The 22,956-nt window shown below is 70.9% G+C and carries 28 protein-coding genes and 1 tRNA gene; 21 read left to right on the forward strand and 8 right to left on the reverse strand.

Annotated features, from left to right (window positions below; genetic code table 11):
- Positions 1–5 precede the first annotated feature (5 nt).
- A complete protein-coding gene (locus ACIRRY_RS15630; RefSeq protein WP_403972462.1) occupies positions 6–164 on the reverse strand; it encodes a hypothetical protein in 159 nt (52 codons plus the stop codon).
- On the opposite strand from ACIRRY_RS15630, the gene ACIRRY_RS15635 reads away from it, so the two are divergent.
- The 3 genes from ACIRRY_RS15635 to ACIRRY_RS15645 all read left to right on the forward strand — a co-directional run bounded on the left by ACIRRY_RS15635 (position 144) and on the right by ACIRRY_RS15645 (position 3,152).
- Positions 144–455: a hypothetical protein gene (locus ACIRRY_RS15635; RefSeq protein WP_403972465.1), complete on the forward strand. Its 312-nt coding sequence runs from the start codon at positions 144–146 to the stop codon at positions 453–455. The genes ACIRRY_RS15630 and ACIRRY_RS15635 overlap by 21 nt on opposite strands.
- A gap of 199 nt (positions 456–654) precedes the next feature.
- Positions 655–2,040, forward strand: a complete 1,386-nt coding sequence (locus ACIRRY_RS15640) for an alpha/beta hydrolase-fold protein (RefSeq protein ID WP_403972468.1) — start codon at positions 655–657, stop codon at positions 2,038–2,040.
- Between the two features lie 137 nt (positions 2,041–2,177).
- The gene (locus tag ACIRRY_RS15645; protein ID WP_403972470.1) at positions 2,178–3,152 is read left to right on the forward strand and encodes a cytochrome c oxidase assembly protein; all 975 of its coding nucleotides are present in this window, start codon (positions 2,178–2,180) and stop codon (positions 3,150–3,152) included.
- An 18-nt stretch (positions 3,153–3,170) separates the two neighbouring features.
- Here the strand turns inward: ACIRRY_RS15645 and ACIRRY_RS15650 are convergent, their stop codons facing one another.
- Positions 3,171–3,773, reverse strand: a complete 603-nt coding sequence (locus tag ACIRRY_RS15650; RefSeq protein ID WP_403972473.1) for a TetR/AcrR family transcriptional regulator — start codon at positions 3,771–3,773, stop codon at positions 3,171–3,173.
- A gap of 104 nt (positions 3,774–3,877) precedes the next feature.
- Between ACIRRY_RS15650 and ACIRRY_RS15655 the strand changes: the two genes are divergently transcribed.
- Both ACIRRY_RS15655 and ACIRRY_RS15660 read left to right on the forward strand, forming a co-directional pair.
- On the forward strand, positions 3,878–4,681 hold the full coding sequence (locus tag ACIRRY_RS15655; protein ID WP_403972475.1) for an SDR family oxidoreductase: 804 nt from the start codon (positions 3,878–3,880) through the stop codon (positions 4,679–4,681).
- The gene (locus ACIRRY_RS15660) at positions 4,678–5,559 is read left to right on the forward strand and encodes a haloalkane dehalogenase (RefSeq protein ID WP_403972477.1); all 882 of its coding nucleotides are present in this window, start codon (positions 4,678–4,680) and stop codon (positions 5,557–5,559) included. Before ACIRRY_RS15655 ends, ACIRRY_RS15660 begins: the two co-directional genes overlap by 4 nt.
- Before the next feature lie 19 nt (positions 5,560–5,578).
- On the opposite strand, the gene ACIRRY_RS15665 is transcribed toward ACIRRY_RS15660, so the two are convergent.
- The 4 genes from ACIRRY_RS15665 to ACIRRY_RS15680 all read right to left on the reverse strand — a co-directional run bounded on the left by ACIRRY_RS15665 (position 5,579) and on the right by ACIRRY_RS15680 (position 11,550).
- The gene (locus ACIRRY_RS15665; RefSeq protein WP_403972479.1) at positions 5,579–7,351 is read right to left on the reverse strand and encodes a copper resistance CopC/CopD family protein; all 1,773 of its coding nucleotides are present in this window, start codon (positions 7,349–7,351) and stop codon (positions 5,579–5,581) included.
- 204 nt (positions 7,352–7,555) lie between these two features.
- Positions 7,556–8,332 (reverse strand): SDR family NAD(P)-dependent oxidoreductase, encoded by a 777-nt coding sequence (locus tag ACIRRY_RS15670; protein WP_403972481.1) that lies wholly within the window; start codon positions 8,330–8,332, stop codon positions 7,556–7,558.
- Positions 8,320–8,793, reverse strand: coding sequence for a cupin domain-containing protein (locus ACIRRY_RS15675; protein WP_403973595.1), 474 nt, complete (start codon positions 8,791–8,793; stop codon positions 8,320–8,322). The genes ACIRRY_RS15670 and ACIRRY_RS15675 overlap by 13 nt, the downstream gene beginning before the upstream one ends.
- A 33-nt stretch (positions 8,794–8,826) precedes the next feature.
- A complete protein-coding gene (locus ACIRRY_RS15680; protein WP_403972483.1) occupies positions 8,827–11,550 on the reverse strand; it encodes a GNAT family N-acetyltransferase in 2,724 nt (907 codons plus the stop codon).
- A 115-nt stretch (positions 11,551–11,665) separates the two neighbouring features.
- Between ACIRRY_RS15680 and ACIRRY_RS15685 the strand changes: the two genes are divergently transcribed.
- From ACIRRY_RS15685 to ACIRRY_RS15710, 6 genes are all read left to right on the forward strand, one after another.
- A complete protein-coding gene (locus ACIRRY_RS15685; protein ID WP_403972485.1) occupies positions 11,666–12,379 on the forward strand; it encodes a siderophore-interacting protein in 714 nt (237 codons plus the stop codon).
- 42 nt (positions 12,380–12,421) lie between these two features.
- On the forward strand, positions 12,422–12,856 hold the full coding sequence (locus tag ACIRRY_RS15690) for a hypothetical protein (protein ID WP_403972487.1): 435 nt from the start codon (positions 12,422–12,424) through the stop codon (positions 12,854–12,856).
- A gap of 73 nt (positions 12,857–12,929) precedes the next feature.
- The gene (locus ACIRRY_RS15695) at positions 12,930–13,517 is read left to right on the forward strand and encodes an HhH-GPD-type base excision DNA repair protein (protein ID WP_403972489.1); all 588 of its coding nucleotides are present in this window, start codon (positions 12,930–12,932) and stop codon (positions 13,515–13,517) included.
- A 61-nt stretch (positions 13,518–13,578) separates the two neighbouring features.
- Positions 13,579–14,238: an HdeD family acid-resistance protein gene (locus tag ACIRRY_RS15700; protein WP_403972491.1), complete on the forward strand. Its 660-nt coding sequence runs from the start codon at positions 13,579–13,581 to the stop codon at positions 14,236–14,238.
- A 78-nt stretch (positions 14,239–14,316) separates the two neighbouring features.
- Positions 14,317–14,655: a hypothetical protein gene (locus ACIRRY_RS15705; RefSeq protein ID WP_403972493.1), complete on the forward strand. Its 339-nt coding sequence runs from the start codon at positions 14,317–14,319 to the stop codon at positions 14,653–14,655.
- A 53-nt stretch (positions 14,656–14,708) separates the two neighbouring features.
- Complete coding sequence (locus ACIRRY_RS15710) at positions 14,709–14,831, forward strand: hypothetical protein (RefSeq protein WP_403972495.1); 123 nt, start codon at positions 14,709–14,711, stop codon at positions 14,829–14,831.
- 27 nt (positions 14,832–14,858) lie between these two features.
- Here ACIRRY_RS15710 and ACIRRY_RS15715 read toward each other — a convergent pair whose 3' ends face one another.
- A complete protein-coding gene (locus tag ACIRRY_RS15715) occupies positions 14,859–16,379 on the reverse strand; it encodes a helicase HerA-like domain-containing protein (RefSeq protein ID WP_403972497.1) in 1,521 nt (506 codons plus the stop codon).
- A gap of 105 nt (positions 16,380–16,484) precedes the next feature.
- On the opposite strand from ACIRRY_RS15715, the gene ACIRRY_RS15720 reads away from it, so the two are divergent.
- Both ACIRRY_RS15720 and ACIRRY_RS15725 read left to right on the forward strand, forming a co-directional pair.
- A complete protein-coding gene (locus ACIRRY_RS15720) occupies positions 16,485–16,781 on the forward strand; it encodes a type II toxin-antitoxin system VapB family antitoxin (RefSeq protein ID WP_003999914.1) in 297 nt (98 codons plus the stop codon).
- Between the two features lie 161 nt (positions 16,782–16,942).
- Positions 16,943–17,572, forward strand: a complete 630-nt coding sequence (locus ACIRRY_RS15725; RefSeq protein ID WP_403973597.1) for a LytR C-terminal domain-containing protein — start codon at positions 16,943–16,945, stop codon at positions 17,570–17,572.
- A gap of 73 nt (positions 17,573–17,645) precedes the next feature.
- On the opposite strand, the gene upp is transcribed toward ACIRRY_RS15725, so the two are convergent.
- Complete coding sequence (upp, locus tag ACIRRY_RS15730) at positions 17,646–18,281, reverse strand: uracil phosphoribosyltransferase (protein WP_403972499.1); 636 nt, start codon at positions 18,279–18,281, stop codon at positions 17,646–17,648.
- 149 nt (positions 18,282–18,430) lie between these two features.
- Between upp and ACIRRY_RS15735 the strand changes: the two genes are divergently transcribed.
- The 8 genes from ACIRRY_RS15735 (at position 18,431) to ACIRRY_RS15770 (ending at position 22,890) form a co-directional block, all read left to right on the forward strand.
- The gene (locus ACIRRY_RS15735; RefSeq protein ID WP_403972501.1) at positions 18,431–18,628 is read left to right on the forward strand and encodes a hypothetical protein; all 198 of its coding nucleotides are present in this window, start codon (positions 18,431–18,433) and stop codon (positions 18,626–18,628) included.
- Positions 18,629–18,871: 243 nt separating this feature from the next.
- Positions 18,872–19,420, forward strand: a complete 549-nt coding sequence (locus ACIRRY_RS15740) for a hypothetical protein (protein ID WP_403973600.1) — start codon at positions 18,872–18,874, stop codon at positions 19,418–19,420.
- A gap of 56 nt (positions 19,421–19,476) precedes the next feature.
- Positions 19,477–19,908: a tRNA adenosine(34) deaminase TadA gene (gene tadA, locus ACIRRY_RS15745; RefSeq protein ID WP_403972503.1), complete on the forward strand. Its 432-nt coding sequence runs from the start codon at positions 19,477–19,479 to the stop codon at positions 19,906–19,908.
- Positions 19,909–19,964: 56 nt separating this feature from the next.
- A tRNA-Ser gene (locus ACIRRY_RS15750) sits at positions 19,965–20,049 on the forward strand.
- Between the two features lie 123 nt (positions 20,050–20,172).
- Positions 20,173–20,349 (forward strand): hypothetical protein, encoded by a 177-nt coding sequence (locus ACIRRY_RS15755; protein ID WP_019073295.1) that lies wholly within the window; start codon positions 20,173–20,175, stop codon positions 20,347–20,349.
- A 22-nt stretch (positions 20,350–20,371) separates the two neighbouring features.
- Positions 20,372–20,665 (forward strand): Dabb family protein, encoded by a 294-nt coding sequence (locus tag ACIRRY_RS15760; RefSeq protein ID WP_403972506.1) that lies wholly within the window; start codon positions 20,372–20,374, stop codon positions 20,663–20,665.
- 178 nt (positions 20,666–20,843) lie between these two features.
- Positions 20,844–21,692, forward strand: coding sequence for an RNA polymerase sigma factor SigF (locus tag ACIRRY_RS15765; protein ID WP_403972509.1), 849 nt, complete (start codon positions 20,844–20,846; stop codon positions 21,690–21,692).
- A 307-nt stretch (positions 21,693–21,999) separates the two neighbouring features.
- A complete protein-coding gene (locus ACIRRY_RS15770; RefSeq protein WP_019073292.1) occupies positions 22,000–22,890 on the forward strand; it encodes an RNA polymerase sigma factor SigF in 891 nt (296 codons plus the stop codon).
- The last annotated feature ends 66 nt before the right edge of the window (positions 22,891–22,956 follow it).

Below are 22,956 nucleotides of genomic sequence, written 5' to 3' on the forward strand. Positions count from 1 at the left end.
GGTCCTCAACTCACCTTCACCGACAGTTCCGTTGAGCCCTTCAGGGGCAGGGTCACGGAGCGGAAGCCGTGGGCCGGGTCGCGGATGTAGGCGAGGTAGTCGGGTTCGGCGTTGTCGTTCATCACGAAGGCGCCGGTGCGGAGTTGGGGCGCGATGACCTCCATGACCTGGCGGGCGAGGGAGGGGCCGCCGTCGCGGACCAGGTGAAGCCGCTGGCGAAAAAGAAACTCTGGACCGTCGTCTCCCAGGACGACGACAAGTCCTACTCCGGCGAGAACGCCATCACCAAGGTCATCAAGGCGCAGAAGGCGCCGGTCAACTACGCCGCGTTCAAGGCCGGAACGGTGGTGCCGAAGGGCTCGACGACCAGTGCGCACATGGCCACATGGCCCGTCGCCTGCACCATCCCCGGTATCCGGGACCGGGTCATGAACCAGAATTTCCGCCGCCGGTAAACCAGGTGAATGCGGGTCAATAATCGCGGCGCAATGGCTCTCGCGACCTAAGCTTGCGCGAAGCGAATTCATCCGTACGACCAGGGAACTTCTGGGTCCCCTGTGAAAAAGGGTTCCTTTTCTCGTTTCGCTTCACAGATTGAGGCAGGACAGTGGCGCCCGGCAGCCCTGACAACCTCGATCGAAGGAGCTCACCTTCATGGACAGGCGTAGGTTCATGGCCGGTACCGCGACCGCGACGGCGGGGGCCCTGGCGGTGTTCGGCAGCGCGACCCCCAGCTCGGCGCGGGAGGCGAGCGGGACGGGCGCGGCAAGTGCGGACGGGGACCATGTGAAGGGCCTCACCGCCATCACCCAGGTCTTCGGAGCCGGGCAGAAGCTCGTGGCCGTGGCGGTCGAGTACGACAGGGACATCGACGGCCGGACGCTGTCGACGTCCACGTTCACGGTCACCGACCGCACCGTCACGAAGGTCTACACGAACCGGACCGCCGACCTGAACGACCGTGCGCGGTACGGCCGTTACGTCATCGTCGAGCTGTCCCCGGACGACACGGCGGCGGCCCTGTGGGTGACCCAGCAGGGCGGCGGGACCCCGCCCGCGGGAGGCGGGACCGGCGACTCCGGTGGCGGGGTCGGAGGGGGCGGCCCGAAGGTGGGCGACACCACCCCCGGCGGGACGATCGTCGCCGCGAAGGCGACGCTCACGCAGGCCGGCGCGGTCACCACGGCCCACGGCACGCGGTACCCCGCGAGCACCACGGCACTGACCACCGACGCCGTGAAGAACCTGATCGTGGACGACTTCCAGCAGTTCACCTTCGCCGACCCCGCGACCGGCCAGACCCTGAACTACAACCTGTTCGTGCCCGAGCACTACAACCCGCGCAAGAGCTATCCGCTGGTGCTGTTCATGCACGACGCGAGCGTGGTCAACGTCGCGACCGAGGGTCCGCTGGTGCAGGGGCTGGGCGCGGTGTGCTGGGCGAGCCCGGAGGACCAGGCACGGCACGAGGCGTTCGTGCTGGCGCCCGAGTACGGCTCCGTGGTGATCGACGACGACTACTTGCCGTCGACCCTCTTCGACGCCACCGCCAACCTCGTCGAGTCCGTGACGCGGCAGTACAGCATCGACCCCGACCGCCGTTATACGACGGGTCAGTCGATGGGCGCGATGATGTCGCTGGGCCTGAACATCAAATACCCGGACCTGTTCGCGGCGGCGTTCGTCGTCGCCGGGCAGTGGCCGGAGGCGCAGGCCGCGCCGCTGGCGAAGAAGGACCTGTGGATCCTGGTCTCCGCCGACGACACCAAGGCCTACCCCGGGGAGCAGGCCATCACCGCGGTCATCCAGGAGCAGGGCACGCAGGTCGGCACCGCGCTGTGGGACGGGCAGTCCACCGCAGCGGAGTTCGCGGCCGACGTGCGCAGCATGAAGGCCCAGCGGACGCCGGTGAACTTCGCCGCGTTCGAGACCGGCACGGTCGTACCGACGGGCTCGACGACCAGTGCGCACATGGCGACCTGGCAGGTCGCGTACACGATCCCCGGGATCAGGGACTGGATCATGCGGCAGTCGCTGTAGGTCCGCCCGGCCACGGGGGCGGTCACCGGAGCGGTCACGGGGGCGGGTCCCGGCCGCGGCACTCGGCGGCATAGAGTGCTGCGGCAGATCCGACAGAACCGGCGGAACCGGTCGACCGGCCGTGGAGGTAGATCGCGATGGAGACCCCGCCGCAGCTCACCGTGGGACGGCTGTTCTCCTCCTGGCAGGCGGACGTCCCCGCGCTGCTGGTCGTCGTCCTCCTCGGCGGCCTGTACGGCTGGGGCGTCCTGCGCCTGCGCCGCCGGGGCGAGTCCTGGCCGGTGGCGCGGACCGCCGCGTTCGCGGTGCTCGGGCTCGGCACGCTCGTCGTCGCCACGATGTCGGCGCTGGCCGTGTACGACCGCGTGCTGTTCTGGCCGGCCGCCGTCCAGAACGTCCTCCTCGACCTGATCGCCCCCCTCGGCCTGGCCCTGGGCGATCCGCTGCGGCTGGCCCTGCGCGCCCTGCCCGAACGCGGCGCGGCTCGCGCACAGGGGGCACTGACCGGCCGCCTGGTCCGACTCTTCACCTTCCCCCTGGTCAGCACGGCCCTCGTCCTGACCACAGAGCTGACGATCTACTTCACGCCGTACTTCGAGACGGCGTTGGCCAACAACTGGTTGCACCAGCTCATGTATCTCCAACTGCTGCTCGCCGGGAGCCTGTTCGTCCTCCCGGTGCTCACCCGTGAGGAGGCGCTGCCCGCCTGGTGCACCCACCCGGTGCGGGCGGGCCTGGTGTTCGTCGACGGGATCATCGACGCGGTACCGGGCATCGTCGTGATGACGCACGGCACGCTGATCGCCGGCTCCTGGTACCTCGCCCACGCCCCGTCCTGGGCCCCGGACGTCCAGCACGACCAACAGCTCGGCGGCGGCGCGATGGTCGGCGTCGCCGAGCTGGTCGCCGTCCCCTTCCTGCTCGCGATCCTGGTCCAGTGGGCCCGTACGGAGCGAGTGGAGACGGTGGCGCTGGACCGGCGGCTGGACGCGGAACTGGAGCGGGTCACGCCCGCGGAAGCCGTGGCATCGGCGGAGGGTTCGGAACTCGTCCGCCCCTGGTGGGAGACGGAGAACAGCGAGGTCGCGCGGCGGATCCGGGGACAGCGGTAGGAGTTCCTCGGGCCGCGGTCAGGACGACACGGCGAGGGCGTCCAACTCCCTTGTGAGCCGGGCCCCTTCGCGGGTCATGATCTCCGGGTCGCGCAGGGCGTTGGAGAGCAGGGACATGCCCTGGTAGGCGGCGACGAGGGTCAGCGCGAGCCCCTCGGGATCGGCCGCGCCGAGCAGCCGGTACTGCTGCTCCACCCAGTCCACCAGCCGCCGTATGACCTGCCCGGCAGCAAGATCGAGCCCACCCTCGTAGCGCTTGTCCAGTTCTACGGCGAGGGTGCCCATCGGGCAGCCGTGGCGGGCCGCGAGGTCCTTCTGCTCCACCCAGCCGCCGATGAGGGCCTTGAGGCGTTCGCGCGGGTCGGGGAGCTGGTCGAGCTGTGCGGTCAGGGTCTCCAGGTTGCCGGTGTGCTCGGAGAGGGCCGCCTCGATCAGCTCGTCCTTGGTCTTGAAGTAGTAGTAGACGTTGCCCGTCGGGACGTCGGCGGCGCGGGCGATGTCGGCGATGGTCGTGCGCTCCACGCCCTGCTCGTGCAGGACCCGGGCGGTGGCGGTGGTGAGGCGCTGCCGCTTGCCCACGGCAGGGGGTGGGGTGGGCCGGGAATCCTTTGAGTCAGTCATCTGACTAACTATAGACAACGGGCGGGGTGATCGTGTTAGCGTCATTCCCGACGGAGTTAGTCAGTCAACTAACTCATACACGCGAGCGGCGACGGGGTAGCGAGATGATCGTGGTGACGGGTGCGACAGGGAACGTCGGACGGACGCTGGTGCGGCTGCTCACGGAGGACCGGGTCCCGGTGATGTCCGTGGCCCGGAACATCGGCGGGCCGGGGACGGTGACCGGTGACCTGGCCGAACCGGACGGCCTGCGGGGCGCGTTCGAGGGGGCGGAGGCGCTGTTCCTGCTGGTGGCGGGCGAGCGGCCGTACGACATCCTGGACCTGGCCAAGTCCGCCGGTGTCCGCCGGGTGGTGCTGCTGTCCTCGCAGGGCGCGGGGACCCGCCCGGAGACCTACGCGCATCCCCGCCGGTTCGAGGCGGCCGTAAGGGAGTCGGGGCTGGACTGGACGGTCCTGCGCTCGGGCGGGCTGGACAGCAACGCGTTCGCCTGGGCCGAGTCGATCCGTGCGGAGCGGGTGGCGGCGGCGCCGTTCGGTGACGTGGGCCTGCCCTTCGTGGACCCGGACGACGTGGCGGCGGTCGCCGCGGCCGTTCTGCGCGAGGACGCGCACGCGGGTGCGACCTACGCCCTGACCGGCCCGGCGCCTACGACCCCTCGCGCGCGGGCGGCGGCGATAGCGGCGGCGCTGGGCGAGGAGGTGGCCTTCACGGAACAGTCCCGCGCGGAGGCCCACGCGTTGATGTCCCGGTTCATGCCCCTGCCGGTGGTGGAGGGCACGCTGGCCGTCCTGGGCGAACCGACGGAGGAGGAGCGGCGGGTGAGCCCGGATGTGGAGCGGGTGCTGGGCCGGGCACCGGGCACGTTCGCGTCCTGGGCGCGGCGCAACGCGGCGGCCTTCCGGTGACGGCCTCGCAGGTGACGCGCGTCCTCGACTCGACCATCGCCCACCGGGAGTCGGGCACCGGAGCACCGATCGTCTTCCTGCACGGCAACCCGACCTCGTCGTACCTGTGGCGGAACGTCCTGCCGGGTGTGACGTCCGGGCGCCTGCTGGCCCCCGACCTGATCGGCATGGGCGAGTCGGGCAAGCCGCCCATCGCCTACGACTTCGCCGACCAAGCCCGTTACCTGGACGCCTGGTTCGACGCGCTCGGACTGCGGGACGTGGTGCTGGTCGGACACGACTGGGGCGGCGCCCTGGCCTTCGACCGGGCCGCCCGCCATCCGGACCGGGTGCGGGGCATCGCGTTCACCGAGACCATCGTCAAGCCGATGACCTGGGAGGAGTTCCCGGAGGGTGGCCGGGAGCTGTTCCGGGCGATCAAGACGGCCGGCGTCGGCGAGGCCATGATCCTCGACGAGAACGCCTTCATCGAACAGGCACTCCCCGCCGCCTCCGCGACCCCCCTCGCCCCGGCCGACCTCGCCGCCTACCGCGAGCCTTACCCGACCCCGGAGAGCCGCCGCCCCCTCCTGCGCTGGGCCCGCTCGATGCCACTGGGCGGCGAACCGGCCGACGTCGTCGCCAGGATCGAGGCCTACGACCACTGGCTCAAGTCCAGCCCGGACGTACCGAAGCTGCTGCTCACGTTCGCGCCCGGGCCGGGGGTGATGGTGCACGAGGAGCTCATCTCCTGGTGCGCGGACAACATCGCGGCGCTGGAGATCGAGCACTCGGACACGGTGGCCGGGCACCACACACCGGAGGACCGGCCGGAGGTGATCGCGGGGGCGATATCGGGGTGGGTGGAGCGGCACGGGCTCGTCGAGCACACGGCATGAGAGGCGACGCCCCCCTCACCTACCGCACGATCCGCACCTTCCGGGACACGCTCACCTGATCCACGTCCGTCGTCCTGACCGTGACCTTCATCGTCCAGGTCCCGGCGATCGGCAGGTTGAGGGTGTTGGTGCCCCAATAGCCGCCCTCGTCCTTGATGTTGGCGTCGAGGGGGCCGATCTTCTGGGCGGGGAGGGTGAAGGAGAGGCGGAGTTCGGGGACGGTGGCGAAGCCGCCGTCGGGGCCGTAGACGACCGCCTCGACCGAGTTCTCGCCGACGCGTCCGGGGTCGAGGGTGATCTGTACCCTGCCGCCCGCGTTGCCGACCTTGAAGGGGACCATGGTGACGGACGCCGCCGGGATGCCGGCCGAGGTCGCCGTCCGTTCCGCGTCCGCCGCCGCGCGGCCCGGGAGGGTGTTGGTCAGCAGGGTGGTGACCACCAACACCACGACGCCGACGCCGACTTCGAAGAGTACGGAGAGCCGCAGACCTCGGCGGAAACGGTCCTGGCCCTGGTCCTGGTCCTTCGAATCGTCACCGGGGTTCGGGGCGCCCTCGCCATCAGCGGCGGCATCGCCCTCGGCGGTGGAGCCCGTCGCCCCCGTCCGCACCAACTCCGGTACCGGGAGCCGTACTTCCGACTCCACCAGCCGTCCCGTCCACTGCCGCGACCACCCCGCCACCACGAGCAGCAGCAGCACCGCGCCGAGTTTCACCAGCAGGATGCGGCCGTACGACGTGCCGGTCAGGGCGTTCCAGGAGCCGAGGCCGCGCCAGGACTGGTAGACGCCGGTGACGACGAGCACGGTCACCGAGGCGAAGGCGAGGCGGGAGAAGCGGGACACCGGGGCCGCGTCGAGGCGGGGTGAGCGGTAGAGGACGGTGAGGAGGGCCGTCAGACCGCCCAGCCATACCGACATCGCGAGCAGATGCAGCACCGCCGACGTCATCGCCACCGGCACCTGGATCCCGGCGGACGCGTGTTCCGCCGACGCCCAGGTCAGCGCCAGCCCGACCGCCAGGGCGGCACCCGTCCCCAGGGCCACCCGCCCGTATCGCTCACGCTCCCGAAGTCGTAGGAGGAAGGCGGCTGTCGCGGCGAGGAGGAGCAGGCGGGCGGCGAGTGCCTGGCCGGGGCGGGACGTCAGGGTCTTGGGGAGGGCGGAGGGTTCGAAGGCCGTGGCCAGGCCGGTGCCCGCCTCGTAGGGGGCACGGAGGACGAGGAGAGCCACGGTGGCCGCCAGCAGGGTCCACCAGCCCATCCGGATCGGCTTGTTGAGGACCGACGGGTCCGGGGGGCGGCACAGGACGACGAAGGCGGCCGTGCCGATGAGGAGGGCCGCGGCTATGTACGCGAAGTAGCGGGCGATGTCGTACAGGCTGCCCGTCAGCGGCTCCTCGGTCGGGGCCGTGCTGATCGAGGTGGTGGCGGAGGGTTTGCCGATGGAGAAGGTGAAGGCGCCGGAGACCGGGTGGCTGTCGGCCGAGACCACGCGCCAGGCGACCGTGAAGGTGCCGGTGCCGAGCTTGGCCGGGAGCGTGACGCTCGCCGTGTCGCCCGCGTCCTTCGCGTGGTGCGCCGAACTCGTCTTCACCCGCCGGTTGTCGGGGTCGTAGACACGGAAGGAGTCGTCGAGCAGGGCGACGGACTCGGAGAAGGTCAGGGTGAGGGTGCGGGGGGCGGACTTGAGGACGCTTCCGTCGGCGGGATCGGTGGATTCGAGGGCGGCGTGCGCGGACGCGGTGCCCGCGGTGCCGAGGAGGAGCAGGACCAGCACGGTGCCCAGCAGCACCAGCCCTTGAACTCCTCGCCGGCCGGCCCGTCGGACGCCTCCGGTGCCCCTGGCACCTCCGCCTCCTCCGCCTCCTCCGTCGTATCCAAAACCCTGGCCCTCGTTCCGTCGTCGGCGCACGTCACATCTCCGTCTTCGGACTTTTCCGGCCCACTGTCGTGTGCGTCGGCCTCCGGTTATGTACGGAGGAGGCGCGCGTCCCGCTCACCATGTCGGCCGCGCCGTCACGCCGCCGTCGACGACGAGGTCGTGCCCGGTGACCCAGGAGGCGAGGCGCGAAGCCAGGAACACGCACGCGTCCCCGACCTCCTCCGGGCGGCCCAGCCGGCCCGTCGGTGCCGCCTCCCGCCATCTCCGCACACCCTCCGGCCAAGCCTCCGCCAACCCCTCCCGGTCGATCAGACCGGGCGAGACGGTGTTGACGCGGATGCCGTACGGGCCGTACTCCAGGGCCGCCGACCGTGCGTGCATGACCACGGCCGCCTTGGACGCCGAGTAGTGCGCGTGCAGCGCTGCCGGGGCGCCCGCCTCGATCGACGCGATGTGCGTCACCGTGCCGCCGCCCTGCTCCCCCATCACCTCGGCCGCCGCCTGGGTGCACGCGAAGACGCTGGTCAGGTTGGTGTCGACGACCGCCCGCCAGTCCGCCGCCGTCATCCCGGCCAGGGGCTGCGTCGGCTGTACGCCCGCGTTGTTGACCAGCGCGGTCAGCCGTCCACCGCTCCATTCGGCCGCCTCGCGGACCAGTCCGCGGCAGGCGTCCTCGTCGGTCAGATCGGCTTGCAGTACGACGGCTCGGGCCCCCAACTCCCGTACGCGTGCGGCGACTTCACCGGCCTCCTGCACCGCCGTACAACAGTGGACCGCGACCCCCGCCGCCCCCTCCTCGGCGAACCGCAGCGCGATGCCCCGGCCGATGCCGCCGCTCGCGCCCGTGACCAGCGCGAACTGGCCTTCCAGCAGGCGGCTCACGGGCGGCACAGCCCGGTGATGCGGGCGGCCTCGGCGGGGTAGCGAAGGGTCAACTCGGCTGCCTCGCCGTGCTCGTAGCCGTCGTAGGTGAACCCGGGTGCCATCGTGCAGCCGAAGAACGTCCACGCGCCGCCCGCCACCACCCGCGCCCCCATCCAACTGCCGCCGGGCACGGTGAACTGGAGGTGCTGGCCGTGTCGTACGTCCGGGCCGAGCACCGCCGTGCGGGTGGTGCCGTCGGGGGCGAGGAGGAGGAGTTCGAGCGGGTCGCCCAGGTAGAAGTGCCAGACCTCGTCGCCGGGCAGGCGGTGCAGCGCGGAGTAGTCGGGCGCTGTCAGGAGGGCGACGATCGCCGTGCCCTCCGGGCGGCCGTCCGGGCGCGCCGGACCCGCCCAGGTCTGCCGGAACAGACCGCCCTCGCGGGGGATCGGCTCCAGGCCGTAGTGGGCGACGAGGTCTTCTGGGGTCAGCTCTTCTGGGGTCACTCCGGTCACCCCGGCAGGCTACGGGAAGGCCACCTCGCGAGGAAGAAACGCCAGTTGAGCGCGCTTTTCGGGCAGGAAAACGTCCGGGATGTCGATCTCCGGCAGCACGACCTCCGGCCCCGCCACGAACCCCTGCCGCAAGAACCGCGCGATCGCCTTCTCGTTCCGCACATCCGGATCGACCACGACCCGGCGCCGGTCCAGCCCGAGCAGGACGTACGACGCGAGGACCCCCATCACCGCCGCCGACCAGCCGGGCCGGTCGCCGTCCGGTCCGGCGGGGGCGAGGAGGAGGTGGATGCCGATGTCTCCGGGTTCTACGGCGTAGCAGCCGCCGACGCGGTCGGCGGCGGGGTCGTAGGTCTGGAGGAGCGCGACCGGTTCGTCGTCGTCCCCGACCACCAGGTGGGCGTGGTGGGTGTCGAGGGTCTCCATGTGGGCGTAGATCTCGGCGACTTGGGCCCGCGTGAGGCCGTTCATGCCCCAGAACGCGGCCCGTTCCTCGCTGACCCAGCGGTGGACGGTCTCCGCGTCGGCCGCCGGGTCGAGGGGGAGGACGCGGATGGTGCCGAAGCCGTCGACGTGTTGTTCGTGGAGCGGGCGGCGAGTCCGGGGGCTGCCGGTCTCAGGTTCGAGGCGGGTGAAGTCGGTGATCACGGGTGCCATATCTCCCTTGAGCCACATGGGCAGTTGATCGCGGTGGTGCGGCGACCCGGGATCCCCCGAGGCCCCGAGCGGCACCACCCACAGGCTGTCCTCCCGCCGGGCCAGGTCCCACACGAAGCGGGCCGCCGGCCCCCGCGTGCTCAGGTCGGTGAGCCCGGGCACGGAGGAGGTACACAGCACACAGTCGTGGTCGCCGGAGAGCCCCGGTTGTTGGTCCGTGTCGGAGTACGTCGTCCCGGTGAGGGCCCGCCAGGGAGCGAGGCGGTGGGTGTCGCCCCACACCCCGGCCGGGGTGGCGGCGGCCTTCTCGACGGCCGCCCGCACGATCTCCGTCCGGTCGATCTCCACCCCGTCGCTGCCGTGCAACTCCCCTGCCCGCAGCAGGTGTTCGAGCGCGAAGGCGACCCGCGGGAGCAGCGCGAGCCACGGCAGGAACACCTCCGGGTACGCGGGCGGCTCGGCCAGCGCGGCGAACGCGGGGTGCGCCGCGAGCCGTCGTACGACCGCGCCGCGCACGGCCGCGAAGGCGGCGGCGGCGCTGCTGTCGGCGTCCATGCGGCGGTCCCAGGCCAGCAGCCGCTCGCGGAGTGCGGAGGCGGCGGGGGTGAGGTCGGTGAGGGTGGCCAGCTGGTCCAACAGGGGTGCGGCGGAGCCGAGTCGGGTGTCCATGTGGATCGCGGGCATGTCGGCGGCGGACCACTTCACCCGCCCGGCGAGCAGTTCGGTGATGCGGTCGGCGCGGTGGGGCGGGGCGAACTCGACGCCGAGCGGGGCGGCCGGTCCGCGCTGGTTGGCCATGACGGCGATGCCGTCCCCGGTCGGCCCTGCGCGGGGCGGCTCGTGCCAGCCCTGCCACTCGTGGCCGGGCTCCCAGGCGGGGACCAGCCGGACGCGGTTGGCCTCGGCGCGCAGGGGCACCCGGCCCGCGACCCGGTGCAGCAGTCCGCCCTCGGTGTCGGCGGCCTGGACGACGTTGACGGGTTCGGCCCAGTCGTCGAACGCCCGGTCCACGTCGGCGACTTGGCGGGCGCGGAGAAGGGGGAGCAGGGCGGTGAAGCCGAGGTCCTCGGTGACGCGGGGCGGGTAGCGGAGGCTGACGGCGAGGGGCGGGACGCCGGGCGGCGCGGTGACTCCGCCGTCGAGCCCCTCCGGTCCGCCGATGACGACCGGCCCGCGCCCAGTCTCGACGACCTCGACCTCGACGGGCTCCTCCCCGGCCACCTCGACCGTCTCCGTGTGCCGGACCGCGCGCCGCCAACTCCCGTCCGGGTCAAGGGCTTCGACACCGGCACCGGTACGGCGCAGCCGTTCCCGGTACAGGTCCTGGTAGTCGGCCATGGCGTTGGTGATGGCCCAGGCGACCGTGCCGGTGTGCCCGAAGTGGGCGATGCCGGGGACACCGGGCACGGTGAGGCCGACGACGTCGAACTCCGGGCAGGAGAGGTGGACTTGCTGGTAGACGCCGGGGTCCTCGATGAAGCGGTGCGGGTCTCCGGCGAGGACGGCCCGCCCGGTCGTGGTCCGCGCCCCGCTGACCAGCCAGCCGTTGCTGCCGGAGGTACCGGGCCCGTCGGCGGCGAACAGCCCGACGGAGTCCGGCCCGAGCCGCCGTATCGCCTCCTCCCGCCACAGCTTGGCCGGGAACCCCGCGAAGAGGATGTGCGTGGCGAGCCAGACGGCGAGGGGGGTCCAGGGTTCCCAACGGCCGGGCGCAAGGCCCGACTTGGCGAACTCGGGAGCCGAAGTCCCGCCCCTGAAAAGTTCGTTGAGACCGTCGTTGACGCCGTCGACGTACGACCGGACCCAGCGCGCGGTCTCCGGGTCCTTCCGCTCCAGTGTGGCGAAACAGCGCCTCGCGGTGTCGTCGAGGCGGACACGGCGGGCGAAGAGGTCCCAGGGCAGGGCGGTGATACCGAGGAAGGCGGCCGAGGTGCCTCGCGCCCGATGCCGTTCGACCTCTATCTGCCGGCCGCGGTCGAGGGCGGTGACGCGGCCCTGGGCACGGGCGAGTTCGTCGGCGCTGTCGGCGCGCAGATGGGGGATTCCCCAGGCATCTCGGTAGATCTGGGTTGTCACCCTGCGGCCCCTCTGTGTTCCGACGCTGTGACGCACCTCTGTGGTGCGGCTGTTTTTTAGGTTAGCCTTGCCTAAGTTACTCGTGGGGGAAGCGTACGCGAAGGGTGAAGAGACCATGGTGCAGGGGCGCGGCTGGGAGGGCGCGGTACTCAAACTGCTGCGCGCGAAGGACTTCGAGTTCACCGTGACGAGGGCCGAGGACGTCACCCCGCACTACCGCCGCCTCCGCCTCACCGACGGCGGCATGCTCGCGGCGACCGACGTCCACCCGACGATGTGGGTCCGCCTCTGGTTCGACAACGCCGGCAGGCCGCACCAGCGGGCGTACACCCTGGTCGACCCCGATCCGGCGGCCGGCACGTTCGGCCTCGAATTCGCCCTGCACGAGGGCAGCGCGAGCGACTGGGCACGCGCCGCGAAGCCCGGCGACACCATCGAGGCGACGATCCAGGGCACGGGCTTCGACCGCCCCGACCCGGACCCGTCCCACCTCTTCGTGATCGGCGACCCGGCGTCACTGCCGGCCATCAACTCCCTGCTGGGCGCGGTGGGTTCGACGGTCCCGGCGACCATCTGGTTCGAGAACGCCACCGAGGGCCTGCCGTTCCGCACGGACCCGCCCCGGCACGAGATCCGCCATCTCTCCAGGGGCCAACTCGCCGAGCGGGTACGGGCGGAACTCCCGGACCTCCTGAAGACCACCCCCGACCCGTACGTCTGGATCACCTGCGACACGGCCACGACGCGGGGGCTTTCGTCGTACGTACGCAGGGAGTTGGGGGTACGGCGGGAGCGGGTGCACGCGCTCGGATACTGGCGGCCGGCCTGAGGCCGAGGCCGACTCCGTACGGGGAGGCGGCATGATTGATTCATGCCGAAGAGGCGGATACGCGTGGTCGTCGGCTGTGCCGCGCTCACCTTGCTGTGCGTGGTGGCGACGGCAGCGGCCATGTCCCTGAGCATCGCGACGCTGAACCTGTCGGGCAACGCCGTGGAGATCCGGCTCACCGAGTGCCACCAAGAGGCGGTGAAGAGCGGCACCGAAACCGTATGCGGCGGCCCGGTGCGGAACACCGCGCACACGCGCACCGCGGAGGTTCCCCACAACGGCCACGTGGGCGCGACCGTCAGGGCCGCACGGATTCCCTGGGGAAGCTACAGAGCGGTGGAAACGGGCTTCGTCTCCCGGGGCATCTGGACGCTGTTCCCCGTGCTGCCGCTCCTCGGGACGGCGGGGGCGGGGGCACTGACCGTCAGAGAACTGCGCCGGGCAGGGCAACCAGCCGATGCCGACGAAGCCTCTTGAGTCCCCGCTGTCGGTGTCGGACCACCCGTTGACCCGGCAGGCATCCCGCCCCCGAACGCGCCATCATCGACCCATGGACGTCACCCTTCACCTCGCCCAGGACCCCGACGCCGACGCGCTCCTCGGCCGTTCCCCGCTCGCCGCGCTGGTCGGGATGCTGCTCGATCAGCAGGTCCCGATGGAGTGGGCGTTCAAGGGGCCGCGGACGATCGCCGACCGGCTCGGGGCCGATGATCTGGACGCGCACGAGATCGCGGCCCGGGATCCCGAGGAGTTCGTCGCGCTGCTCTCCGAGAAGCCGGCCGTGCACCGGTACCCGGGGTCCATGGCGAAGCGGATCCAGCAGCTCTGCCAGTACCTCGTCGAGCACTACGACGGGGACGCGAGCGGTGTCTGGGACGGGGTCGGCACCGGGGCCGAGCTGCTCAAGCGGCTGGAGGCGCTGCCCGGGTTCGGGAAGCAGAAGGCGCAGATCTTCCTCGCCCTGCTCGGCAAGCAGCTCGGGGTCACGCCGAAGGGCTGGCGGGAGGCGGCCGGGGCGTACGGCGAGGCCAGGTCCTTCCGGTCCGTCGCCGACATCACCGGGCCCGAGTCGCTCACCAAGGTCCGCGCCCACAAGCAGGAGATGAAGGCCGCGGCGAAGGCCGCCGGCGGTAAGTAGCCCGTCATCCAGGTGGCCCGCCCCGGTGGCGGGTCCGCCGGGGCCGGTCAGAACATGGACCATGACCGAGGCACCGAGCGGCCCCTGGGGCCCGGAGTACGACGACCGCAGCGCCCACGACAGCCGGCGTGAACCCCGGCCGCCACGCGAAGAGGAACTCGAAGGGCCCCTGTTCGCCCTCTCCAAAGCCGCCTGGCAGGTCGTCCTGCTCACCGGCGTCGCGTCCCTCGTCCTCGGCGTACTGGTCCTGGTGTGGCCCGGCGCGTCCCTCTTCGCGGCCGGCATCCTCTTCGGCCTCTACCTCCTGATCAGCGGCGTCTTCCAACTGGTCGCCGCGTTCGGCACCCACCGGGCGACCTCGCTGCGCGTCCTCGCGTTCATCAGCGGCGCGCTGTCGATCGTGCTGGGGCTGTTCTGCTTCCGCGGGCCGATGCAGTCGATCCTGCTGCTCGCCCTGTGGATCGGCATCGGCTGGCTGATCCGGGGCATCACCCAGACCCTGGCCGCCGTGCACGACAGGTCGATGCCCGCGCGCGGCTGGCAGATCTTCCTCGGGATCGTCACCTTCGTCGCCGGCATCGTGCTGATCGACTCGCCCTTCCGCTCGGTCGCCGTCCTCACCCTCGTCTGCGGCATCTGGCTGGTCGCGGTCGGCGTCGTGGAGATCATCACCGCCGTCCGGATGAGGGGCCTCGCCAAGAAGGTGCCCGCGGCCCTGTGAGCCTCGTTGGTAGGCCGTGCGGGCGGTTTCCCCGCCCGCCGCGATGAACGCCGTACGGCCGCTGGGAGATGACCTTCCATGAGCACGAGGGTTGGCCCCGCACGCCACCTCCCCCGCAGCCGCGTCTGGCTGCGGGCCCTCGTGCTGCTGCTCGCCCTGCTCGTCCCGGGCACCGACGCCGAGACGCGCGCCATGCCCGTCGCGTCCTCCGTCGGGACGAACACCGTCGAGTACGACGTCCTCGAACCGGCCGCCGCCGCGCTACGGCCCTCCTCCCCCGCCGTCCACCGGCCCACCGCACCCCTGCGCCCCGCACCCGCCCCGGCGCCGCACGATCCCCGGGTCGGCCCCCACCCCGCGCCGCCCTGGCCGTCGTACACCCTGCGTGCCCGGCGCACCGTGGTCCTGCGCTGCTGACGGACCGACCGCCACCCAGGTCAATCCGTCGGTACGACGCCAGGAGCACAGCCATGCCCATCGACCCGTACGCCGTCCTGCGCGCCCTGCTGCGCGCGGAGGCCGTCCGCAACGCGCCCAAGCCGGAGATCCGCCGACCCGAGCCGCAGCGGCCTCCGGAGGGACACAAGCGCTGACCCTCCGGACGTACGGCCCGGTGGCGGCTAGCGCTTCCGCCGGGCCGTACCGAAGAGGGAGCGGGTGATCTCTCGGCCGATCTGGGTGCCCACGGAACGTGCCAGGGACTTGAACATCCCGCTGCCGACGACCTGTTGGACCATCGACTCGTCCTCCTTGGGAGCCGACTTGGCGGACGACTTGGCGGTCGCCTTCGGTGTCTCCTGCGGCTGCGGGCGGGAGGTCAGCTTCTCGTACGCCGACTCTCGGTCCACAGCCTGTGCGTAACGGCCGTAGAGGGATGAGGACTTGACCGCCGCGTCGAGGGTCGCCGGGTCGATCGGGCCCATGAGGGACTCGGGGGCGCGGAGGCGGGTGACGGCGACGGGGGTCGGGGCGCCGTTCTCGCTGAGGACCGTGACCACGGCCTCGCCGGTGCCCAGGCCGGTGAGGATCTCCTCCAGGTCGTAGGAGGAGTTGGGGAAGGTCTTCACGGTCGCCTTCAGGGCCTTCTGGTCGTCGGGGGTGAAGGCGCGGAGGGCGTGCTGGACGCGGTTGCCGAGCTGGGCCAGGACGTCGCCGGGTACGTCCTTCGGGGTCTGGGTCACGAAGAAGACGCCGACCCCTTTCGAGCGAATCAGGCGGACGGTCTGCGTGATCGAGTCCAGGAAGGCCTTCGAGGCGTCGTTGAAGAGCAGATGCGCCTCGTCGAAGAAGAAGACGAGCTTCGGTTTCTCGGCGTCGCCGACCTCCGGGAGGTCGTGGAAGAGGTCGGCCAGCAGCCACATCAGGAAGGTCGAGAAGAGCTGCGGTTTGTCCTGGACGGCGGGGAGTTCGAGGACCGAGACCATCCCCCGGCCGTCCGACGCCGTGCGCAGCAGCTCGCTCGTGTCGAACTCCGGCTCGCCGAAGAAGTCGGCCATGCCCTGCGCCTCGAAGGCGGTGAGGGAGCGCAGGATCACGCCGGCCGTGGCGGTGGACAGACCGCCGATGTTCTTCAGTTCCGGCCTGCCCTCGTCCGAGGTCAGGAAGGTGACGACCGCCCGCAGGTCCTTGAGGTCGATCAGCTCCAGGCCCTTGGTGTCGGCGTAGTGGAAGATCAGGCCGAGCGACTGCTCCTGGGTCTGGTTGAGCTGGAGGACCTTGGAGAGCAGCACCGGGCCGAAGCCGGTGATCGTGGCCCGGACCGGGATGCCGTGACCGATGCCGCCGAGGGCGTAGAACTCGGCCGGGAACCCGGTCGCCGTCCACTGCTGCTTGACCTCGGCGGCCCTGCCCGCGACCTTGTCGTTCGAGGTGCCCGGCGCCGAAATGCCCGACACATCGCCCTTCACGTCCGCGAGGAACACCGGCACACCCTGCGCCGAGAGCTGCTCGGCGATGAGCTGGAGGGTCTTGGTCTTGCCGGTGCCGGTGGCGCCCGCGACCAGGCCGTGGCGGTTGAGCATCGGGAGGGGGATGCGGATCTGCGCGTCGGGCAGCGGGGCCCCGTCCCACAGCAGGGCGCCCAGGTCGAGTGCAGGTCCTGTGAAGGCGTACCCGGCGGCGATCGTCTCGCTGTCACTCATATCAGGCCTCGGTTCCCTTTTTGCCCGGCTTTGCGGCATCTTTTCCAGCGTCGCACTCCGTCTCCATGGCTGCGCCCGGAACGTCATGACCGGTAGGCTTTCCGTGTGATCTTCAAGCGCATCGGAAACGGCCGGCCGTACCCCGACCACGGCCGGGAGAGCACCCGGCAGTGGGCGGATGTCGCACCGCGCCCGGTCCGCCTCGATCAACTCGTGACGACCAAGGGCCAGCTCGACCTCGAAACCCTCCTCGCCGAGGACTCGACCTTCTACGGCGACCTCTTCGCGCACGTCGTGAAGTGGCAGGGCGACCTGTACCTGGAAGACGGCCTGCACCGGGCGGTCCGCGCCGCGCTGCAACAGCGCCAGGTGCTGCACGCGCGCGTCCTCGAACTGGACTGAGCCGCACCCTCGTCGAGCCCCGGACGGCGGCCCGGACGACTGCCTTCCGGTGAACCGTTCGCCCTTTCGGGTTGGTCTCGGCGCTGTCGAATGATCATCTAGTAGGCATCGTCGCCCGGGCGCACTACGCTGCGCTCATGAGCATGCTGACTCCCCCAGGCATGGGCGGCCAGTACCGGATCACGGGGGACAAATACCCGCGCATGCGCCGTCCGCGGCGTCGCGGGCGGCTCGTCCTCATGATGGTCGCGTCCGTCGCCGTAGTGGGTGTGGGCGGGTGGGGCACGTTGCAGCTCATCGACGTCTTCACCGGTGGCGGCAAGCAGGCCGCGGCGGCCGGTCCCAAGGCCGCCTGCGCGACCAAGGCGAGCCCCTCGCCCAGCGCAGGCGCCGCCGTGCCGAAGCCCGCCCAGATCACCGTGAACGTCTACAACGCCACGCCCCGCAGCGGTCTCGCCAAGTCGACCGCCGACGAGCTGAAGAAGCGCGGCTTCCGGATCGGCGACGTGGGCAACGCGTCCGCGCAGTGGGACAAGAAGGTCAAGGGCACCGGCGTACTGCTCGGCCCTGCCGCGTCCCTCGACACCTCGCTGCCCGTCCTCGCCACCCAGCTCAGCGGCGCCGAGCGCCGCACCGAGGCCACCCGCAAGGGCGCCACCGTCGACCTGATCATCGGCACCGCGTTCAAGAACCTCACGGTGAGGGCCACCGCCGACAAGGCACTGGCCGCGCTGAGCGGGGCCGCCGCACCGACGGCCGGTGCCTCGGCTTCGCCGAAGGCGTGCTCTTAGCCGTACGACAGCACACGCGCAGATTCCCGTACGGCAGGTAAGAGCCGTACGGGAATCGGGTGTTGAGCGGGTGTTACTCCGCGGCGCCGTACAGCCGGTCGCCCGCGTCGCCCAGGCCCGGGACGATGTAGCCGTACTCGTTCAGGCGCTCGTCGACCGAGGCCGTCACGACCGTCACCGGGGTGCCCGCCAGCTCGCGCTCCATGACCTCGACGCCCTCGGGGGCGGCGAGCAGCACCACGGCCGTCACGTCGTCGGCGCCGCGCTTGATCAGCTCACGGATCGCGGCGACCAGGGTGCCGCCGGTGGCCAGCATCGGGTCCAGGACGTACACCTGGCGGCCGGAGAGGTCCTCGGGCATGCGCGTGGCGTACGTGGAGGCCTGGAGCGTCTCCTCGTTGCGCACCATGCCCATGAAGCCCACCTCGGCCGAGGGCAGCAGCCGGACCATGCCGTCCAGCATGCCGAGGCCGGCCCGCAGGATCGGCACCACCAGCGGGCGCGGGTAGGACAGCTTGACGCCGGTGGTCGAGGCGACCGGCGTCGTGATGTCGACCTGTTCGGTGCGCACGTCGCGCGTGGCCTCGTAGGCGAGCAGGGTGACCAGCTCGTCGGCCAGGCGGCGGAAGGTCGCGGAGTCGGTGCGCTGGTCGCGCAGCGTGGTGAGCTTGTGGGCGACCAGGGGGTGGTCGACGACGTGGAGACGCATGTCCACAACAGTAGCCGGGCCCCGCGGCTGCCGCGGCCCCGCTCCGGCCCGCCGCCACGACGGCCCCCACCGGCCGCGATTCCGCCCGGACTGGCATCAAACCGCCCGTCCGGGGGAAAGTGGGAGGGACGGACCGAGGTGGTGAGCCGATGCCTGACCGTGAGTCCCACGAGGACCCGTCACAGCGGAACAAGAGCCAGGAGACCGAGGCCGAGCGCAGGCGGCGCCGGGCCCAGTTCCTGCGCGATCTGACCGAGGCGCGCGAGCTGCGCGACCGGGTCCAGCCCCGGCGCGCCAAGGTCGCCCGGCTGCGCCACGCCATGCGTATGCGCACGTTCCGCTGGTAGTCGAGGCCTGTCTCACAGGAGCTTGTAAGGCCAACCGGGTGCGTGCGTACGGCGATCGCCGCGTACGATCCCGCTGGTGGTCGATCAAAACGGGCGGACACAGGGAGCCGAAGACGTCCCCTGAACGCCTTGTTTCTGCCACGATTCCGAGTGGGTGGGGCTCGGAGCACGAGCTCTCCCCGCCCGCAACCTCAGCCGGGGGGACCCCCAACCGGCACACCTATGACCAGTGGGAGAGTCACGGTGTACTTCGCCGCACTGCTCGCGCGCACCGAAGACGGGTGGGAAGCGAGCGACACGGAACTCGACGATGTCGAGAGCATGTCGGATCTGGCCGCACTGGCCCGTGAAGCCTCGCCCGAGGACGACACGGTGCTGGTGCTCATCGAGCAGGAGGACGCCTGGTTCGGCGTCGTCCGCATCGACGGCGAGGACGACCCCCGGATCTACGTCTCGGACGCGGCTGCCGCAGCCCGCAGTTCGTACGGCGAGATCCTGCTCACCGACGAGCTGCTCGGACGGGATCCGGACGACGACGACGTCGCCGATCTGGACTCCCTCGACCTCGACGGTACGGAGGACGGTGATCCTCAGAGGGAGGACGAGGAGGACGACGACGAGGACGGCACCTCCTCGGCCGAGGCCGTTCCGCACAGCCCTGTCGGTGACAGCCAGATCCTGGACGACCTGGGCGTCGGCGAGAAGGAGTTGCGTCTCCTCGACGCCGACGACGCGCTGAGCTCCATCGCCGAGGCCCTTGGGGCCTCGGAGGTCCTGGAGACCGTCCGCTGACCACAGCACGCACAGAAGGGCCTTGGGACCCGGTACGCGACCGCTGGCGGGCCGCGATGCGGCTCGCCCTCGACGCTGCCGGAGTGGCCGCCCTGGGCGGCGACGTCCCGGTCGGCGCGGTCGTACTGTCCCCGGACGGTACGACCGTGCTCGCCACCGGGCACAACGAACGCGAGGCCACCGGCGATCCGACGGCGCACGCCGAGGTCCTCGCGATCCGCCGGGCCGCCGCTCACCTCGGTGAGTGGCGGCTGTCGGGCTGCACCCTCGTCGTCACCCTCGAACCCTGCACGATGTGCGCGGGCGCCCTGGTTCAATCCCGGGTCGACCGGGTCGTCTACGGCGCCCGCGACGAGAAGGCGGGCGCGGCCGGCTCACTCTTCGACGTCGTACGGGACCGGCGGCTCAACCACCGCCCCGAGGTGATCGGGGGCGTGCTCGCGGTCGAGTGCGCGCACGTCCTCACGGAGTTCTTCCGCAGCCGTTAGCCAGCCGCCGATTACCGATTTCAAACCACGCCCCACCTTGTTGTAAGGTCTCTCTCGGTAGCGTGTCCGAGCGGCCGAAGGAGCTCGCCTCGAAAGCGAGTGTGGCGCAAGTCACCGAGGGTTCAAATCCCTCCGCTACCGCTTCTGAAGGGCCCCGTCGAGAGACGGGGCCCTTCGTGCGTAGATCCAAAAACGGCCGTGAAGGTTACACTCACCGCCGGCAACAGGGGACCCACGGGCACAGACGTCACAGGGGAGGCCGCGATGGCGGTGAACGCGAAGAAGATCGCCGTCTATGTGCTCGTGGTCTTCGCGCTGTACGTGATCATCACGGACCCGTCCAAGGCCGCCGACTACGTCCAGATAGGCTTCGAGGGCATATCGGACGCCGCGAAGGCCATCGGCGACTTCATGACCTGGCTGGCCGACGGGGCGCAGTAGCCGACCGACCGGGAGCCCGCAGATGATCCGCCACCTCGTCCTGTTCAAGCTCAACGAGGGCGTCCGGCGCGACGACCCACGTGTCGTCGCCGGCGTCGAGGCCTTCCGCCCGCTCGGCGACCTGATCGACGAACTGCGCTTCTGGGAGCTGGGCTGGAACATCAGCGACCGCCCCGTCGCCTACGACTTCGCGATCAACTCGGCGGCCGACGACGCCGACGCGCTGAAGCGGTACGTCGAGCACCCCGCACACCAGGCGGGCGTCGCGCTGTGGCGCGAGTTCGCCACGTGGGTGATCGCCGACTACGAGATCTGAGCACCGCGTCCGAGCACCGCACCGGAGAGCCCCCTGCCGTCACGGCAGGGGGCTTTTGTTGCTCAACACGGCTTAACAAGGTATTAGGCGGTGCTTGCACACAGTGCACATGTCTTGTGATGCTATGACCGCTTTTGACGGATGAGTTGACCTATTGAAGTTGACCTATTGAAGAGGTGTGGCGTTGACCGTGTCGGCCAGTACGGCGCCGCCCCAGGACGAGGCGCCCGCCCAGACCCCGGTGGCAGCCGCTCCGCCCCGCAGCCGCGGCGCCGACACCCGGGCCCTCACCCAGGTGCTCTTCGGCCAGCTAAAGGAGCTCCAGCCGGGCACGCCGGAGCACAACCGGGTGCGCGGGGCGCTCATCGAGGCGAACCTCCCGCTCGTGCGCTACGCCGCCGCCCGCTTCCGCTCCCGCAACGAGCCGATGGAGGACGTCGTCCAGGTCGGCACCATCGGGCTGATCAACGCCATCGACCGCTTCGACCCGGACCGGGGCGTGCAGTTCCCGACGTTCGCGATGCCGACCGTCATCGGCGAGATCAAGCGGTACTTCCGCGACAACGTCCGCACGGTCCATGTCCCGCGCCGGCTCCACGAGTTGTGGGTGCAGGTCAACGCGGCGACGGAGGATCTGACGACGGCCTTCGGGCGCACCCCCACCACTGCCGAGATCGCCGAGCGGCTGCGCATCGGCGAGGACGAGGTGCTGTCCTGCATCGAGGCCGGACGGTCGTACCACGCGACCTCCCTGGAGGCCGCCCAGGAGGGCGACGGACTCCCCGGGCTCCTCGACCGGCTCGGCTACGAGGACCCGGCCCTGGACGGCGTGGAGCACCGCGACCTCGTCCGCCATCTCCTCGTCCAACTCCCGGAGCGCGAACAGCGGATCCTGCTCCTGCGCTACTACAGCAACCTCACCCAGTCGCAGATCAGCGCGGAACTCGGCGTCTCCCAGATGCACGTCTCCCGGCTCCTCGCGCGCAGCTTCCAGCGGCTGCGCTCCGCGAACCGTATCGAGGCGTAGCGCCCCCTCGCCGCGGCATGACACCGCGCCGGGGCCCTGTCGAATACCCGAGCGAGTTGTCACCGGTACGAACGAATCGCCTATCGGGCCCTTTCCCGGCAGTTCTGCGCTGAAAAACCGTCAGACCCCCTTTTTCCAGGGCCGATTCGTAACAGACAAGTCGACATGTCACTACAGCGTGTTGCCGACATGTGACATTCTGCCGGAAGCGCGTTTGCCGTGGCCCCGGCTCCGGTATTCAGGTGAAGGCACCGCTCCCCAGACGGGGGCGATCGCCGCGACCGTCCCGCGACCCAAAGGGGGTGGCATGTCCGCAGACCAGGGCAGCTCGAAGGTGCTCACGCTCACCAAGAGCGAGGCCGAGCCCGCACTCGACGCCGTTACGGTCCTCGAGGCCGTACCCGCCGTACCGGCCCCGGCCCTCCCGACCACGGGAGCCATCGACACCCGCACCCTGTCCCGCTCCCTCTTCCTGCGGCTCGCCGCGCTCGACGAGAACAGCCCCGAGCGCGGTTACGTCAGGGACACCCTCATCGAGCTCAATCTCCCGCTGGTGCGTTACGCCGCCGCGCGTTTCCGCTCCCGCAACGAGCCGATGGAGGACATCGTCCAGGTCGGCACGATCGGCCTGATCAAGGCGATCGACCGGTTCGACTGCGAACGCGGGGTGGAGTTCCCGACGTTCGCGATGCCGACCGTCGTGGGCGAGATCAAGCGCTTCTTCCGCGACACGTCGTGGTCGGTGCGTGTCCCGCGTCGCCTCCAGGAGCTGCGGCTGGCCCTCACCAAGGCCAGTGACGAGCTCTCCCAGAAGCTGGACCGGTCGCCCACCGTCCCCGAACTCGCCGCGGTCCTGGGCGTGTCCGAGGAGGACGTCGTCGACGGCCTCGCGGTCGGCAACGCGTACACGGCCTCCTCGCTCGACTCCCCGGCACCCGAGGACGACGGCGGCGAGGGCTCGCTGGCGGACCGTCTCGGCTACGAGGACACGGCCCTGGAGGGCGTGGAGTACCGCGAGTCGCTCAAGCCGCTGCTCGCCAAGCTGCCGCCCCGCGAGCGCCGGATCATCATGCTGCGCTTCTTCGCCAACATGACCCAGTCACAGATCGGCGAGGAGGTCGGCATCTCCCAGATGCACGTCTCCCGCCTCCTCACCCGCACCCTGTCGACCCTCCGCGAGGGCCTGATCTCGGACTGACCCCCAAGAGGGCCGGCGAGGCCAACAGGGCCACGAGGGTTCCCATGTGACGAAGCGTCAGCCGCC

The sequence above is a fragment of the Streptomyces sp. NPDC101776 genome (genome assembly GCF_044766845.1).
Lineage (GTDB): Bacteria > Actinomycetota > Actinomycetes > Streptomycetales > Streptomycetaceae > Streptomyces.

Coding starts and splice junctions, on each gene's coding strand:
- ACIRRY_RS15630 (WP_403972462.1), bottom strand. CDS start 164: ATGGAGGTCATCGCGCCCCAACTCCGCACCGGCGCCTTCGTGATGAAC.
- ACIRRY_RS15640 (WP_403972468.1), top strand. CDS start 655: ATGGACAGGCGTAGGTTCATGGCCGGTACCGCGACCGCGACGGCGGGG.
- ACIRRY_RS15645 (WP_403972470.1), top strand. CDS start 2,178: ATGGAGACCCCGCCGCAGCTCACCGTGGGACGGCTGTTCTCCTCCTGG.
- ACIRRY_RS15650 (WP_403972473.1), bottom strand. CDS start 3,773: ATGACTGACTCAAAGGATTCCCGGCCCACCCCACCCCCTGCCGTGGGC.
- ACIRRY_RS15655 (WP_403972475.1), top strand. CDS start 3,878: ATGATCGTGGTGACGGGTGCGACAGGGAACGTCGGACGGACGCTGGTG.
- ACIRRY_RS15685 (WP_403972485.1), top strand. CDS start 11,666: ATGGTGCAGGGGCGCGGCTGGGAGGGCGCGGTACTCAAACTGCTGCGC.
- ACIRRY_RS15690 (WP_403972487.1), top strand. CDS start 12,422: ATGCCGAAGAGGCGGATACGCGTGGTCGTCGGCTGTGCCGCGCTCACC.
- ACIRRY_RS15695 (WP_403972489.1), top strand. CDS start 12,930: ATGGACGTCACCCTTCACCTCGCCCAGGACCCCGACGCCGACGCGCTC.
- ACIRRY_RS15700 (WP_403972491.1), top strand. CDS start 13,579: ATGACCGAGGCACCGAGCGGCCCCTGGGGCCCGGAGTACGACGACCGC.
- ACIRRY_RS15705 (WP_403972493.1), top strand. CDS start 14,317: ATGAGCACGAGGGTTGGCCCCGCACGCCACCTCCCCCGCAGCCGCGTC.
- ACIRRY_RS15710 (WP_403972495.1), top strand. CDS start 14,709: ATGCCCATCGACCCGTACGCCGTCCTGCGCGCCCTGCTGCGCGCGGAG.
- ACIRRY_RS15715 (WP_403972497.1), bottom strand. CDS start 16,379: ATGAGTGACAGCGAGACGATCGCCGCCGGGTACGCCTTCACAGGACCT.
- ACIRRY_RS15725 (WP_403973597.1), top strand. CDS start 16,943: ATGGGCGGCCAGTACCGGATCACGGGGGACAAATACCCGCGCATGCGC.
- upp (WP_403972499.1), bottom strand. CDS start 18,281: ATGCGTCTCCACGTCGTCGACCACCCCCTGGTCGCCCACAAGCTCACC.
- ACIRRY_RS15735 (WP_403972501.1), top strand. CDS start 18,431: ATGCCTGACCGTGAGTCCCACGAGGACCCGTCACAGCGGAACAAGAGC.
- tadA (WP_403972503.1), top strand. CDS start 19,477: ATGCGGCTCGCCCTCGACGCTGCCGGAGTGGCCGCCCTGGGCGGCGAC.
- ACIRRY_RS15755 (WP_019073295.1), top strand. CDS start 20,173: ATGGCGGTGAACGCGAAGAAGATCGCCGTCTATGTGCTCGTGGTCTTC.
- ACIRRY_RS15760 (WP_403972506.1), top strand. CDS start 20,372: ATGATCCGCCACCTCGTCCTGTTCAAGCTCAACGAGGGCGTCCGGCGC.
- ACIRRY_RS15770 (WP_019073292.1), top strand. CDS start 22,000: ATGTCCGCAGACCAGGGCAGCTCGAAGGTGCTCACGCTCACCAAGAGC.